Raw genomic sequence first — 13,300 nt, 5'->3', positions numbered from 1 at the left:
GCGCCCCCGGGCCCGGGGGAGTGGGTGGAGCGGGGCGGGGTCAGCCGGAGCGGCGCAGGGCCTCCGAGAGGCGGGCGGCCGCGTCGATCACCGCCTGGGCGTGCATCCGCCCCGGGTGCCGGGTCAGGCGCTCGATCGGGCCGGAGACCGACACGGCGGCCACCACGCGGTTCGAGGGGCCGCGCACGGGCGCCGAGACCGACGCCACGCCGGGCTCCCGCTCGCCGATCGACTGCGACCAGCCGCGGCGCCGTACGCCGGACAGGGCCGTCGCCGTGAAGCGCGCCCCCTGCAGACCCCGGTGGAGCCGCTCGGGCTCCTCCCAGGCCATCAGGATCTGCGCCGCCGACCCGGCCTTCATCGGGAGCGTGGAGCCCACCGGGACGGTGTCCCGCAGGCCCGACAGCCGCTCGGCGGCCGCCACGCAGATACGCATGTCGCCCTGACGCCGGTAGAGCTGCGCGCTCTCGCCCGTCACGTCACGGAGGTGGGTGAGCACCGGTCCGGCCGTGGCCAGCAGGCGGTCCTCGCCGGCCGCGGCGGCGAGCTCCGCCAGCCGCGGGCCGAGGATGAACCGGCCCTGCATGTCCCTCGCCACCATCCGGTGGTGTTCCAGTGCCACGGCGAGGCGATGTGCCGTGGGTCGTGCGAGCCCTGTCGCCGCGACCAGCCCGGCGAGGGTGGCCGGACCGGACTCCAGTGCGCTCAGTACCAGAGCTGCCTTGTCGAGAACGCCGACGCCGCTAGAGTTGTCCATGAAACGATATTCACGTCTCACACTGTGAAACGCAAGTTCAATTTTTCCAAGAACCAGCGAGTCTGTATGTACGGGTCCACGAACCACTGGGTCCGGAACGGTGAGCCGGAGGGAAGAGCGATGGGTAGGACACTCGCGGAGAAGGTCTGGGACGACCATGTCGTCCGGCGCGCCGAGGGCGAGCCCGATCTCCTCTTCATTGATCTCCACCTGCTGCACGAGGTGACCAGCCCGCAGGCGTTCGAGGGGCTGCGCCAGGCCGGCCGCAAGGTCCGCCGCCTGGACCTCACCATCGCCACCGAGGACCACAACACCCCCACGCTCGACATCGACAAGCCGATCGCCGACCCGGTCTCCCGGGCCCAGCTGGAGACGCTGCGCAAGAACTGCGCCGAGTTCGGTGTCCGCCTGCACTCGCTGGGCGACGTCGAGCAGGGCGTCGTGCACGTCGTGGGTCCGCAGCTGGGCCTGACCCAGCCGGGCACCACCGTGGTCTGCGGTGACTCCCACACCTCCACGCACGGCGCCTTCGGCGCGCTGGCCTTCGGCATCGGCACCAGCCAGGTCGAGCACGTGCTGGCCACCCAGACGCTGCCGCTGGCCCGCCCGAAGACGATGGCGATCACCGTCACCGGCGAGCTGCCCGAGGGCGTCACCGCCAAGGACCTGATCCTGGCGATCATCGCCCGGATCGGCACCGGCGGCGGCCAGGGCTACATCCTGGAATACCGCGGCGAGGCCATCGAGAAGCTGTCGATGGAAGCCCGGATGACCATCTGCAACATGTCGATCGAGGCCGGCGCCCGCGCGGGCATGATCGCCCCCGACCAGACCACCTTCGACTACCTCCAGGGCCGTGACCACGCCCCGACGGGCGAGGACTGGGACGCCGCGGTCGCCTACTGGAAGACCCTGCGCACCGACGACGACGCCGTCTTCGACGCCGAGGTGGTCATCGACGGCGCCGCGCTCTCCCCGTTCGTCACCTGGGGCACCAACCCCGGCCAGGGCGCCCCGCTGTCCGCCAGCGTCCCCGACCCGGCTTCGTACGAGGACGCTTCGGAGCGCCTGGCCGCGGAAAAGGCCCTGGAGTACATGGGGTTGACCGCGGGACAGCCGCTGCGCGAGGTCAAGGTCGATACCGTCTTCGTAGGTTCCTGCACCAACGGCCGCATCGAGGACCTGCGCGCCGTCGCCGGCATCATCGGCGGCCGCAAAGTCGCCGACGGCGTACGGATGCTGGTCGTGCCGGGTTCCGTCCGGGTCGCGCTCCAGGCCGTCGAGGAGGGGCTGGACAAGGTCTTCAAGGACGCCGGCGCCGAATGGCGGCACGCGGGCTGCTCCATGTGCCTGGGCATGAACCCCGACCAACTGGCCCCCGGTGAGCGTTCCGCGTCCACCTCCAACCGCAACTTCGAGGGCCGTCAGGGCAAGGGCGGCCGGACCCACCTGGTCTCCCCGCAGGTGGCCGCCGCCACCGCGGTGCTGGGCCATCTGGCCTCTCCCGCCGACCTGTCCGACGTCAACGCCACCGCCGGAGTCTGAACCATGGAAGCCTTCACCACCCACACCGGCCGCGCCGTCCCGCTGCGCCGCAGCAACGTCGACACGGACCAGATCATCCCCGCCCACTGGCTGAAGAAGATCACCCGCGACGGGTTCGAGGACGGGCTCTTCGAGGCGTGGCGCAAGGACCCGGAGTTCGTCACCAACCGCCCCGAGCGCGCCGGTGCGACCGTGCTGGTGGCCGGCCCCGACTTCGGTACCGGCTCCTCGCGCGAGCACGCCGTCTGGGCCCTGCAGAACTTCGGGTTCAAGACCGTCATCTCCTCGCGCTTCGCCGACATCTTCCGCGGCAACTCGCTGAAGAACGGTCTGCTGACCGTCGTCCTGCCGCAGGAGACCGTCGACCGCCTGTGGGAACTCACCGAGGCCGACCCGGCCGCCGAGATCACCGTCGACCTGGTCGACCGCAAGGTCCGAGCCGAAGGAATCGAGGCCGAGTTCGAACTCGACGACAACGCGCGCTGGCGTCTGCTGGAAGGACTGGACGACATCTCGCTCACCCTTCAGAACGAAGCCGACATCGACGCGTACGAAAGCACCCGCCCGGCCTTCAAGCCGCGGACGATTCGCCTCTGATTCCTACCTGATCAGCGCTTATTCGCCTTCGGGTGATCAGATGGGCAACACTGTGCCCCCCGCCTTCCGGCGGGGGGCACAGCCGTATGTTGAGGCCCCGTGAGGCGACAACTCGCCCCAGATGGCACAATCTGTGCATGGACCGCGACAGTCAACTCAAGCTCTACGAACTCGTCGCGGACCGGTTGAAAGAAGCACACGCAAGGGTGCGCGCACTGCAAGTCCCGGAGGGCGTAAGGATGGCGCTGTCCCGGAAGCTGTTGGTCGTCACTGCCGCGTCGAAGCACGATCTCGCCGACGCGGCAAGGCGCCTGGACAGGTTGATGAAGGACCTCGACGAGGGTCGATTCCCTGAAGGCGACTGATGCGAAGGAACTCCGTAACGGCTCACATCGTTGCGGCACTAGGGTGATTAGCCCGTTTCGTGTTTGATTTGCGGTATATATCCGCCTAACGTGCGAAATAAGCTTGAACACATTCGTTCTGGCGAGGTCTCCGAAGGGGAAGACGTGAACAAGGCGCAGCTCGTAGAAGCGATTGCCGACAAGCTCGGCGGCCGTCAGCAGGCCGCCGACGCGGTCGACGCGGTACTGGACGCGATGGTCCGCGCGGTCGTCGCGGGAGACCGGGTCTCGGTCACGGGCTTCGGCTCGTTCGAGAAGGTCGACCGTCCGGCCCGCTACGCCCGCAACCCGCAGACGGGTGAGCGCGTCCGGGTCAAGAAGACCTCCGTCCCCCGCTTCCGCGCGGGTCAGGGCTTCAAGGACCTGGTCAGCGGCACCAAGAAGCTCCCCAAGGGTGGAGAGGTCGCCGTCAAGAAGGCGCCGAAGGGCAGCCTTTCGGGCGCCCCGGCCACCATCGCCAAGGCCACCACAGCCAAGAAGACCACCGCCAAGAAGACCACCGGCGCCGCGAAGAAGACGGCGGCGAAGTCGGCCTCCGCGCGCAAGACGACCACCGCGGCCACCACCAAGAAGGCCGTCAGCAAGTCGACGGCCGCCGCCAAGAAGACCACCGCCGCGAAGAAGACGGCGTCCGGCTCCTCCGCCGCCCCCGCCGCGAAGAAGACCACCGCCAAGAAGACCACGACGGCCAAGAACACGGCTCCCGCGGCCAAGAAGACCACCGCGAAGACCACCGCGCCCGCCAAGAAGACCACGGCGCGCAAGACCACCGCGAAGAAGACCACCGCCCGCAAGAAGTAAGGGCACGAGTCACACACGCCGGGCCGGCTTCCCCGAGGGGAAGCCGGCCCGCGGTGCGTTCTTCGCAGGTGGGAGGGGGTGGGGTAGGGCCGGGGGCCCAGGGCCTAGAAGGTCTGAAGGGTGACCAGGGTGATCCGCAGGCCGGCGCCCTCGCCCTCGGTCTCCACGCGCACCCGCTGCCCGGGCCGCAGCATCAGCAGGCCCCCCGCGTCGAAGGCGTCGGCCCCGAAGGGCACCGGGGTGCCGTCGTCCAGCAGCACGCTGCCGCTGCGGGTCTGGGAGTCGTACGTGTACGCGGTCGCCTGCATACGCGCACTGTATCGGGCCGTGTGCCGGCCCACGCCGAGGGCAAGGGCCCTGCGCAGGTCCGGCCCCGTGTCCACGTCCCGCCGTACGCTCTCCACGTCCGCGAGGGATATTTCCACCGCCCCCGACGCGGAATGCCGGGCCCGGGACGGGCCGCCGAACGCGGGTGCCAATTCCGCGTCCGGGCCGGCGGAAAGAAGAGTCGTCCCGATTCCCGCCGCATCGGCCAGAAATGCCCGGGGAAATGCGGACGCGATATCGAGCACACGTAGCAATTCGGGCGGGCGCAGTGCCGGAAGATCCGCGTTCATCGCCGCCAGCGGCGCCCGCGGCCGCCGGGCGCGCACGGCCCGCGCCCCGTGATCCAGCGCGGCGTTGAGCCCCGCCCCCGGGGCGTCGGGCAGGATCCGCGCGCCCAGCCGGGCCAGCTCCGCCCCGGCCACGGCGTCGTCCGTGACGACCACCACATCCGCCACCGAAGCGCAGGCCAGGGCCCCTGCCACCGTGTCCTGCGCGAAGGCCAGCGCCAGCCCCGGACGGGCCGCGCCGACGGCGGCCGCCAGCCGGCTCTTCGCCAACGCCAGGGGCTTGAGCGGGACCACCAGGCTCCAGACGGCGTTCGTGGCGGACTCCTTCGCTCCGGGCAGCGGCCGCACCCGCCCCGGCCACGGGCGGGCGAGGCCCGGTCATCAGTCGGCCCATTGTCGCCTCAGACCGGCCGCAGGGGGTCCGCCGGTCCGGGCGGGGCGTACGGTGTTCTCGACAGAGACCGGACCCGGGGCGAGACTTGTCCGGCCCACGAGGTGCCGAGCCCACCCCAGCCACCGCTGGAGGCCCCGCACGCCCCGGTCCTAGAGGAAGGTGCTTCGAGTGTCCCGCCGCAGAATCGGCTTCTGGTACCGCCTGGCGGCGGTCATCGCAAAACCGCCGCTGGTAGTGCTCTTCAAGCGGGACTGGCGGGGAATGGAGCACATTCCGGCCGACGGCGGGTTTATCACCGCCGTCAATCACAACTCGTATCTGGACCCGCTGTCCTACGCGCACTTCCAGTACAACACCGGCCGGGTGCCCCGCCTACTCGCCAAGGCCGGGCTGTTCAAGGTGCCTTTCGTCGGCGCGATCCTGCGCGGCTCGGGGCAGATCCCCGTCTACCGCGAGACCACCAACGCCCTGGACGCGTTCCGGGCCGCCGTGGCCGCCGTCGAGCGCGGTGAATGCGTCGCCTTCTACCCCGAGGGCACCCTCACCCGGGACCCGCAGATGTGGCCGATGGCGGGCAAGACGGGCGTCGCGCGGGTGGCGCTGATCACCCGGGCCCCCGTCATTCCGGTGGCCCAGTGGGGCGCCAACCTCGTGATGCCGCCGTACGCCAAGGAGAAGAAGGTCCGCCTGTTCCCGCGCAAGACCCTCCAGGTGCTCGCCGGGCCGCCCGTGGACCTCTCCGCCTTCTACGGCAAGGAGCCCACGCCGGAGGTCCTCAAGGGGGCCACCGAGGCGATCATGGCCGACATCACCCGGCTCCTGGAGGAGCTGCGGGGCGAGAAGGCCCCGGAGGAGCCCTACGACCACCGCAGGGCCAGGGCACAGCAGCGGCGCAAGGCCGCGGGGGAGGGTTCCAAGTGACGCGTCCCGTCAAGGCGGCCGTGTTCTCGGCGGGCTCCTGGGGCACCGCCTTCGGCATGGTGCTCGCCGACGCAGGCTGCGAGGTCACCCTGTGGGCCCGCCGCCCCGAGGTGGCCGAGGCCATCAACACCTCCCGCACCAACCCGGACTACTTCCCCGGCGCCGAGCTCCCGGCGAACCTGCGCGCCACCACCGACCCGGCCGAGGCCGCCCGCGGGGCCGACTTCACGGTCCTGTCCATCCCCTCCCAGACCCTGCGCGGCAACCTCGCCGAGTGGGCCCCGCTGCTGGCCCCCGACACCGTCCTCGTCTCCCTGATGAAGGGCATCGAACTGGGCACCGCCAAGCGGATGAGCGAGGTCATCGAGGAGGTGGCCAAGGTCCCCGCCGAGCGCGTCGCCGTCGTCACCGGCCCCAACCTGGCCCGCGAGATCGTCGCCCGCCAGCCCGCCGCCTCCGTCGTCGCCTGTGCGGACGAGGCCGTGGCCCGGCGCCTCCAGGCCGCCTGCCACACCCCGTACTTCCGCCCGTACACCAGCACCGACGTCATCGGCTGCGAGCTCGGCGGCGCCGTGAAGAACGTCATCGGGCTCGCCGTCGGCATCGCCGACGGCATGGGGCTGGGCGACAACACCAAGGGCTCCCTCATCACGCGGGGCCTGGCCGAAGCCACCCGCCTGGGGCTGGCGATGGGCGCCGACCCGCTCACCTTCTCCGGCCTCGCGGGCCTCGGCGACCTCGTCGCCACCTGCTCCTCACCGCTCTCCCGCAACCACACCTTCGGCACCAACCTGGGCCGCGGGATGACCCTGGAGGAGACCATCGCGGTCACCCGGCAGACCGCCGAGGGGGTCAAGTCCTGCCAGTCCGTGGCCGATCTGGCCCGCCGGTACGGGGTGGACATGCCGATCACCGAGACGGTCGTGGACATCGTCCACCACGGCAAGCCCACCCTGGTCGCGCTGAAGGAACTCATGAGCCGCAGCGCCAAACCGGAACGCCACTGACACCTTTCCGGACGTCCGAGCGGGTACCCTCGTGGCGATATGAGCAGCGAGAACCTCCCCCAGACCCCTGAGCAGCAGGGCCGCAAGCCCCGCGTGGCCGTCGTGTTCGGCGGCCGCAGCTCGGAACACGCCATCTCGGTCGTCACCGCGGGCGCCGTGCTGCGCTCCATCGACCGTTCCAAGTACGAGGTGCTGCCCATCGGCATCACCACGGACGGCCGGTGGGCGCTGACCGCCGACGCACCCGAGCGCATGGCCATCGCCGACCGCCGGCTCCCCGACGTGGAGTCGCTCGCTGAGTCCCCGGACGGCACCGTCGTGCTGCCCGTCGACCCCGCCAGCCGCGAGGTCGTCTACACCGAGCCGGGTTCCGTCCCCAAGGCGCTGGGCGAGGTCGACGTCGTCTTCCCCGTGCTGCACGGCCCCTACGGCGAGGACGGCACCCTCCAGGGCCTCCTGGAGCTCTCCGGGATCCCCTACGTCGGCTGCGGCGTCCTCGCCTCGGCCGTCGGCCAGGACAAGGACTACATGAAGCGGGTGTTCACCTCCTACGGGCTGCAGGTCGGCCCGTACGTGACCATCCGCCCCCGCGAGTGGGACGCCGACCAGGACGCCGCCCGCGCCAAGGTGCTGGACTTCGCCGCCGAACACGGCTGGCCGCTGTTCGTCAAGCCCGCCCGCGCCGGCTCCTCCATCGGCATCACCAAGGTCGATGACGCCTCCGGGCTGGACGAGGCCCTGCGCGAGGCCCGCCGGCACGACCCGAAGGTCATCGTGGAGGCGCTGCTGCGCGGCCGCGAGATCGAGTGCGGCGTCCTGGAGTTCGAGGACGGGCCGCGCGCCAGCGTGCCCGCGGAGATCCCGCCGGTCTCCAGCCACGACTTCTACGACTTCGAGGCGAAGTACATCGACTCCGCCGCCGGGCTGGTGCCCGCCCCGCTCACCCCGGAGCAGACCGCCGAGGTGCAGCGGCTCGCGATCGAGGCGTTCGAGGCCGCGTCCTGCGAGGGCCTGGTCCGCGCCGACTTCTTCCTCACCGAGGACGGCACCTTCGTCATCAACGAGATCAACACCCTGCCCGGGTTCACCCCGATCTCGATGTACCCGCGCATGTGGCAGGAGTCGGGCATCTCCTACCCGGAGCTGGTGGACCGCCTGATCCAGGCCGCCCTGCGCCGCTCCACCGGCCTGCGCTAGCCCCTCCGGGGGCGCTCGGGGCCCCGTACAGCCGACCGCCCGCCGGGACGATTCCTGGCGGGCGGCGGTGTGCGCGGGGGCGGGGGCGGATCAGTAGGAGGAGATCCCGACCGGCACGGTCTTGGCCACGGCGGCGGACAGGCCCACGAGCATGCCCGCGTCCGTGGCATGCTCCTTGTCGATCCAGACCTCCGTGTAGGCGAGCCGCGAACCGGTGGTGAACCGCAGACCGCCGTCGGCCGGCCGTTCCACCAGCCAGCCGACGCCGTTCACCTCCACTCCGTCCGTCTTCGGATCGGCCATCTTCGCGGGCCTGGGGATGCCGCACCGCAGTACGATCGCCGAGCCGCCCCACGCGGCGGTCAGGTCCGTCTCCGGTTCGGTGGCGGTCCGGTGCAGCCCGGACACCGTCTCCGGGAGCTCCTTGTGCAGCGCGGCACAGAGCCCGGCGACGTCGGCGGGCGGCGGGGGCGGCGGGGTCACCCGGGCCGAGGAGGGCCCGGTGGCGCAACCCGCCAGGGCCAGGCCCGCCACCAGGGCGGGCAGGGCCAGGACACGCAGGGGCCGACGGTGCGAAGACATCACCGGCCAAGAGTAGACGGGGGCTACAGATGGACCACGGGGCAGGTCAGGGTGCGGGTGATCCCCTCCACCTGCTGCACCTTGGCGACCACCATGCGGCCGAGATCGTCGACGGTGTCGGCCTGGGCGCGCACGATGACGTCGTACGGCCCCGTCACGTCCTCGGCCTGGATCACCCCCGCGATGTTCGCGATGGACTCGGCGACGACCGACGCCTTGCCCACCTCGGTCTGGATGAGGATGTACGCCTGTACCACGGAACCTCCAGGGCGGCCACGAGGATCATTTCCCCTAACCTTCGGGTGGGCCCGACGAAATCGGAAGGGCCGGGGGAAGAAGGGACGCCACGGTACCGCGTCGCCGGGGGCCACGGGGAGACCCGCAGACCAGGCGCCACGTACAGCGGGGCGTACGCAGACCAGAAGTTGACGTATCTGTTGACGGTACCCAGAGCTGTGACGGCTCGCGACCGCAAGCGGACTGGCCAAGAAGGGGCACAGCGATGAAGGGCACTGTGGGCGAGCTGGGGGAATTCGGGCTCATCAGGGAGCTCACCTCACGGCTCACCACCACCCCGGCGGTCCGGCTCGGACCGGGCGACGACGCCGCGGTCGTGTCGGCCCCCGACCGGCGGGTCGTGGCGAGCACGGACATCCTGCTGGAGGGCCGGCACTTCCGGCGCGACTGGTCCACCGCCTACGACGTCGGCCGCAAGGCCGCCGCGCAGAACCTGGCCGACATCGCCGCCATGGGCGCGGTGCCGACCGCCCTGCTCCTGGGCCTGGTGGTGCCGGCGGAACTGCCGGTCACCTGGCCCACCGAGCTGATGGACGGCATCCGCGACGAGTGCCAGGTCGCGGGCGCGGCCGTCGTCGGCGGGGACGTGGTCCGCGGCGACACCATCACCGTCTCCATCACCGCCCTGGGCGACCTGCGCAACCACGAGCCCGTCCTGCGCTCCGGAGCCCAGCCCGGCGACGTCGTGGCCGTCACCGGCTGGCTCGGCTGGTCCGCGGCCGGCTACGCGGTCCTCTCGCGCGGCTTCCGCTCCCCGAGGGCCTTCGTCGAGGCCCACCGGCGCCCCGAGCCGCCCTACCACGCGGGCCCGGCGGCCGCCGGGCTCGGCGCCACCGCCATGACCGACGTCAGCGACGGACTGATCGCCGACCTCGGGCACATCGCCGAGGCCAGCCACGTACGGATCGACCTGCGCTCGGGGGCCGTGGACATCCCGACCCAGATGCACGACATCGGCCAGGCCGTCGGCGTGGACCCGCTCCAGTGGGTGCTCACCGGGGGAGAGGACCACGCCATCGTGGCCACCTTCCCGCCCGACGTGAAGCTCCCGGCCCGCTGGAAGGTCATCGGGGAGGTGCAGCACCGCTCCGCCCTGCCCCAGGTGACCGTGGACGGCGCCCCCTGGACCAGCACCGGCGGCTGGGACCACTTCGGGGCCGACCCCGCCGAGGGCGAGACCCCGTGAGCCGGGCCGGCGGACCCCCGCCGCTGTGCCTGACCGTCGCCGGATCCGACTCCGGCGGCGGCGCGGGCGTCCAGGCCGACCTCAAGACCATGCTGGCCCTCGGGGTGCACGGGATGAGCGTGGTCACCGCCGTGACCGCGCAGAACTCCCTGGGGGTGAAGGGGGCCTGGGAACTGCCGCCCGAGGCCGTCACCGCCCAGTACCGGGCCGTCGTGGACGACATCGGGGTGCAGGCCGTCAAGACGGGGATGCTCTCCTCCGCCGTCCTCGTGGAGACCGTCGCGGACCTGCTGGCCTCCACCGGCGCCCCGGTGGTGGTGGACCCCGTAGGAGTCTCCAAGCACGGGGACGCGCTCCTCGCCGCCTCCGCGCTGGACGCCGTCCGTACGCGGTTGCTGCCCCGGGCCACGGTGGCGACACCGAACCTGGACGAGGTGGCACAGCTGACCGGGGTGGCCGTCGAGGACGAGGACGGTATGCGACGGGCCGCCGACGCGGTCCTGGGCTACGGACCGCGCTGGGCGCTGATCAAGGGCGGCCACCTCGCCGCCCACGGGGGCGAGGCGGTGGACCTGCTGTCCGACGGCTCCCAGGAGCTGTGGCTTCGGGCGCCCCGCCACGACAACCGGCACACCCACGGCACCGGCTGCACCCTGGCCAGCGCGGTCGCGGCGGGCCTGGCCAAGGGCCTGCCCGTCCCGGAGGCCGTCACGGCGGCCAAGGAGTACGTCACCGGGGCCATCGCCGCCGGCTACGCGCTGGGCGGCGGCATCGGACCGGTGGACCACGCCTGGCAGTGGCGCTGAACCCGTCCGGACAAGGCAAAAGGCCGGCCCACCAGAGGTGGACCGGCCTTCTTGGCAACCGGAAGGGGCTGCGCTACGACGACGGGAGGCGTCAGCGCGAGACCTTGCCGGCCTTGATGCACGAGGTGCAGGCGTTGAGGCGCTTCGGCGTCCCATTGACCACGGCACGGACGCGCTGGATGTTCGGGTTCCAGCGACGCGAGGTGCGGCGGTGCGAGTGGGAGATGTTGTTGCCGAAGCTCGGCCCCTTGGCGCAAACGTCGCAGTTGGCAGCCACAGGTCACTCCAAGACTTCAGATGCAATTACGGTGGAATCCGGCGCACCGGAATCAGAGATCTGAAGTGGCTTGCCGGACGAATGACCCGACTCTCGACGGGCAACCTGAGCAGCATACAACGACTGCTTGGGTCCGAGAAAACTACCATGGCGGGGCCGGGCTCCGCCCCGGCGTCCCGGACCGCCGGCCGTCCTTGGTTACCCTGCGGTGAACCCTGGCCCGCACAAGGAGGAACGCCCGGTGGCGCACGAGCCCGAGCCGCACGCCCTCGACGCCGAAGCGGTGCGCACCTGGAGCTCCCTGGCCGTGGCAGCCCTGGGCCGGGCCCGCACGGACATCGACGCCATCAACGTCTACCCCGTCGCCGACGCCGACACCGGCACCAACCTCTACCTCACGGCCGAATCCGCCGACCGCGCCCTCACCGAGGCGCTCGCCGCGGCCGCCCCCGGCGTGACCGACGGCACAGCCCCCGCGGCCTCCCTGCCCGAAGCCGTACGGGCCTACGCGCACGGCGCGCTCATAGGCGCCCGGGGCAACTCCGGGACGATCCTCGCCCAGCTGCTGCGCGGAGTGGCCGACGTCCTCGGCGCCGACCCGGCCGGCCGGGCCCCCGGGCCGCTGCTGGCGCAGGCCCTGGCCCGGGCCGCCGAGGAGGCGTACCAGGCCGTGGCCCACCCCGTCGAAGGGACGATGCTCACCGTCGCCGGAGCCGCCGCCCGCGCCGCGCAGTCCGCCGCAGGCACCGCTGCCGAGGTGGCCCGCGCCGCCTACGACGGGGCCCGCGCCGCCCTGGCCGAGACCCCGCAGCAGCTGGCCGCCCTCGGCCGGGCCGGGGTCGTGGACGCGGGGGGCTGCGGGCTGGTCGCCGTCCTCGGCGCGCTCTGGCAGGCCCTGTCCGGCGAGGAGCCCCGGCCGGACCCGGTACGGGGGCCGGCCGTGCCCCTGGAGCGGGAGCCGGAACCCTGCGCCCAGCAGGAGGGCGGGCCCGGCTACGAGGTGATCTACCTGCTGGAGGCGTCCGAGGAGGCCGTGGCCCAGCTGCGCGCCACCCTCGACGGGCTCGGCGACTCCCTGGTGGTGGTCGGCGGCGAGGGGCTGTGGAACGTCCACGTGCACGTGGACGACCCCGGCGCGGCCGTCGAGGCAGGAGTGGAGGCCGGCCGGCCGTACCGCATCCGCATCACCCATTTCGGTGACGAACGCCGCCGCGCGAGCGCCCCGCGCGTCCAGCGGGCCGTGGTGGCCGTGATCCAGGGGGAGGGGCTGGCGGCCCTGTGCGGGGAGGCGGGCGCCACCACCGTGCCGGCCCGCCCCGGCGAGCCGCCCGCCGTCGCCGAGCTGGTCGACGCCGTCCGCCGGGCCCACGCCCGCGAGGTGATCCTGCTGGCGGGCGGCGCCGAACTGCGCGCGGCCGCCGTCGCCGCCGCCGAGCAGGCCCGCGCCGACGGCGTACGGGTGGCGGTCATCCCGACCCGGTCCGGCGTCCAGGGCCTGGCCGCGCTCGCCGTCCACGACCCGCAGGCCGGCTTCGACGAGGACGTCGTCACCATGACCGCCGCCGCCGGAGCCACCCGCTACGGGGAACTCGCCGTCGCCGAACGGCAGTCGTTCACCTCCGCCGGCATCTGCCAGGCCGGCGACGTCCTCGGGCTCATCGACGGCGACGTCGCCGTCATCGGCGCGGGCCTGCCCGAGACGGCCGAGGCGGTGCTGAAGCGGATGCTCGGCTCCGGCGGCGAACTGGTCACCCTCGTCCTGGGCCCCGAGGTCCCCGAGGCCCTCGCCGCGCGCCTGGAGGCGTACGTCCAGCAGTCCCACCTGGCCGTGGACACCGTCACGTACCACGGCGGACGCCACTCGGCGCCGCTGCTCATCGGAGTCGAATAGCGGCCCTGTCAGCGCCATGGTGTG

14 protein-coding genes and 1 pseudogene are annotated in these 13,300 nt (G+C 72.2%); 10 read left to right on the top strand and 5 right to left on the bottom strand.

From position 1 onward, the window contains the following. Window positions 1–40: 40 nt before the first annotated feature. Window positions 41–757: an IclR family transcriptional regulator NdgR gene (gene ndgR / locus ABZ716_RS00715; protein WP_351884172.1), complete on the bottom strand. Its 717-nt coding sequence runs from the start codon at window positions 755–757 to the stop codon at window positions 41–43. A 120-nt stretch (window positions 758–877) separates the two neighbouring features. On the opposite strand from ndgR, the gene leuC reads away from it, so the two are divergent. The 4 genes from leuC (at window position 878) to ABZ716_RS00695 (ending at window position 4,104) form a co-directional block, all read left to right on the top strand. Then, the gene (leuC, locus tag ABZ716_RS00710; RefSeq protein WP_358955501.1) at window positions 878–2,302 is read left to right on the top strand and encodes a 3-isopropylmalate dehydratase large subunit; all 1,425 of its coding nucleotides are present in this window, start codon (window positions 878–880) and stop codon (window positions 2,300–2,302) included. Window positions 2,303–2,305: 3 nt separating this feature from the next. Continuing rightward, window positions 2,306–2,899 carry a 3-isopropylmalate dehydratase small subunit gene (gene leuD, locus ABZ716_RS00705; RefSeq protein WP_358812239.1) on the top strand — a complete coding sequence of 198 codons (594 nt, stop codon included), beginning with the start codon at window positions 2,306–2,308 and terminating at the stop codon, window positions 2,897–2,899. Window positions 2,900–3,036: 137 nt separating this feature from the next. Next, window positions 3,037–3,264, top strand: coding sequence for a hypothetical protein (locus ABZ716_RS00700; RefSeq protein ID WP_358812240.1), 228 nt, complete (start codon window positions 3,037–3,039; stop codon window positions 3,262–3,264). A gap of 144 nt (window positions 3,265–3,408) precedes the next feature. After that, window positions 3,409–4,104, top strand: coding sequence for an HU family DNA-binding protein (locus tag ABZ716_RS00695; RefSeq protein ID WP_358955499.1), 696 nt, complete (start codon window positions 3,409–3,411; stop codon window positions 4,102–4,104). A gap of 311 nt (window positions 4,105–4,415) precedes the next feature. Here the strand turns inward: ABZ716_RS00695 and cofC are convergent. Then, window positions 4,416–5,066 (bottom strand): annotated as a pseudogene (cofC, locus tag ABZ716_RS00690) (2-phospho-L-lactate guanylyltransferase); the annotation flags it as partial. 214 nt (window positions 5,067–5,280) lie between these two features. On the opposite strand from cofC, the gene ABZ716_RS00685 reads away from it, so the two are divergent. Genes ABZ716_RS00685 through ABZ716_RS00675 form a run of 3 tightly spaced genes read left to right on the top strand, consistent with a single transcriptional unit; the run spans window position 5,281 to window position 8,237 of the window. Then, window positions 5,281–6,033 carry a lysophospholipid acyltransferase family protein gene (locus ABZ716_RS00685; protein WP_351884162.1) on the top strand — a complete coding sequence of 251 codons (753 nt, stop codon included), beginning with the start codon at window positions 5,281–5,283 and terminating at the stop codon, window positions 6,031–6,033. Continuing rightward, window positions 6,030–7,040 carry an NAD(P)H-dependent glycerol-3-phosphate dehydrogenase gene (locus ABZ716_RS00680; RefSeq protein ID WP_358812242.1) on the top strand — a complete coding sequence of 337 codons (1,011 nt, stop codon included), beginning with the start codon at window positions 6,030–6,032 and terminating at the stop codon, window positions 7,038–7,040. The genes ABZ716_RS00685 and ABZ716_RS00680 overlap by 4 nt, the downstream gene beginning before the upstream one ends. 39 nt (window positions 7,041–7,079) lie before the next feature. Then, window positions 7,080–8,237 carry a D-alanine--D-alanine ligase family protein gene (locus tag ABZ716_RS00675; RefSeq protein WP_358812243.1) on the top strand — a complete coding sequence of 386 codons (1,158 nt, stop codon included), beginning with the start codon at window positions 7,080–7,082 and terminating at the stop codon, window positions 8,235–8,237. A 90-nt stretch (window positions 8,238–8,327) separates the two neighbouring features. Here ABZ716_RS00675 and ABZ716_RS00670 read toward each other — a convergent pair whose 3' ends face one another. Both ABZ716_RS00670 and ABZ716_RS00665 read right to left on the bottom strand, forming a co-directional pair. After that, window positions 8,328–8,819, bottom strand: coding sequence for a DUF3515 domain-containing protein (locus ABZ716_RS00670; protein WP_358955496.1), 492 nt, complete (start codon window positions 8,817–8,819; stop codon window positions 8,328–8,330). Between the two features lie 23 nt (window positions 8,820–8,842). Continuing rightward, window positions 8,843–9,076: an Lrp/AsnC ligand binding domain-containing protein gene (locus ABZ716_RS00665; RefSeq protein WP_351884154.1), complete on the bottom strand. Its 234-nt coding sequence runs from the start codon at window positions 9,074–9,076 to the stop codon at window positions 8,843–8,845. A gap of 245 nt (window positions 9,077–9,321) precedes the next feature. Here ABZ716_RS00665 and ABZ716_RS00660 point away from each other — a divergent pair, with 245 nt between their 5' ends. After that, window positions 9,322–10,302, top strand: a complete 981-nt coding sequence (locus ABZ716_RS00660; protein WP_121016446.1) for a thiamine-phosphate kinase — start codon at window positions 9,322–9,324, stop codon at window positions 10,300–10,302. Continuing rightward, complete coding sequence (gene thiD, locus ABZ716_RS00655; protein ID WP_358812245.1) at window positions 10,299–11,108, top strand: bifunctional hydroxymethylpyrimidine kinase/phosphomethylpyrimidine kinase; 810 nt, start codon at window positions 10,299–10,301, stop codon at window positions 11,106–11,108. Before ABZ716_RS00660 ends, thiD begins: the two co-directional genes overlap by 4 nt. Window positions 11,109–11,199: 91 nt before the next feature. Here thiD and rpmB read toward each other — a convergent pair whose 3' ends face one another. Beyond that, window positions 11,200–11,385 carry a 50S ribosomal protein L28 gene (gene rpmB, locus ABZ716_RS00650; protein ID WP_007266795.1) on the bottom strand — a complete coding sequence of 62 codons (186 nt, stop codon included), beginning with the start codon at window positions 11,383–11,385 and terminating at the stop codon, window positions 11,200–11,202. A 241-nt stretch (window positions 11,386–11,626) separates the two neighbouring features. On the opposite strand from rpmB, the gene ABZ716_RS00645 reads away from it, so the two are divergent. Then, on the top strand, window positions 11,627–13,276 hold the full coding sequence (locus tag ABZ716_RS00645) for a DAK2 domain-containing protein (RefSeq protein WP_358955494.1): 1,650 nt from the start codon (window positions 11,627–11,629) through the stop codon (window positions 13,274–13,276). The last annotated feature ends 24 nt before the right edge of the window (window positions 13,277–13,300 follow it).

It is taken from the genome of Streptomyces sp. NPDC006687 (genome assembly GCF_040636215.1).
GTDB lineage: Bacteria > Actinomycetota > Actinomycetes > Streptomycetales > Streptomycetaceae > Streptomyces.
Note: the sequence above shows the minus strand (reverse complement) of the source record. Positions and strands in the feature narration are given on the sequence as shown.

What these genes read in the sequence shown, in the direction of transcription:
- leuD (WP_358812239.1), top strand. Translation starts at nt 2,306, where the DNA reads ATGGAAGCCTTCACCACCCACACCGGCCGCGCCGTCCCGCTGCGCCGC.
- ndgR (WP_351884172.1), bottom strand. Translation starts at nt 757, where the DNA reads ATGGACAACTCTAGCGGCGTCGGCGTTCTCGACAAGGCAGCTCTGGTA.
- leuC (WP_358955501.1), top strand. Translation starts at nt 878, where the DNA reads ATGGGTAGGACACTCGCGGAGAAGGTCTGGGACGACCATGTCGTCCGG.
- ABZ716_RS00700 (WP_358812240.1), top strand. Translation starts at nt 3,037, where the DNA reads ATGGACCGCGACAGTCAACTCAAGCTCTACGAACTCGTCGCGGACCGG.
- ABZ716_RS00675 (WP_358812243.1), top strand. Translation starts at nt 7,080, where the DNA reads ATGAGCAGCGAGAACCTCCCCCAGACCCCTGAGCAGCAGGGCCGCAAG.
- ABZ716_RS00670 (WP_358955496.1), bottom strand. Translation starts at nt 8,819, where the DNA reads ATGTCTTCGCACCGTCGGCCCCTGCGTGTCCTGGCCCTGCCCGCCCTG.
- ABZ716_RS00660 (WP_121016446.1), top strand. Translation starts at nt 9,322, where the DNA reads ATGAAGGGCACTGTGGGCGAGCTGGGGGAATTCGGGCTCATCAGGGAG.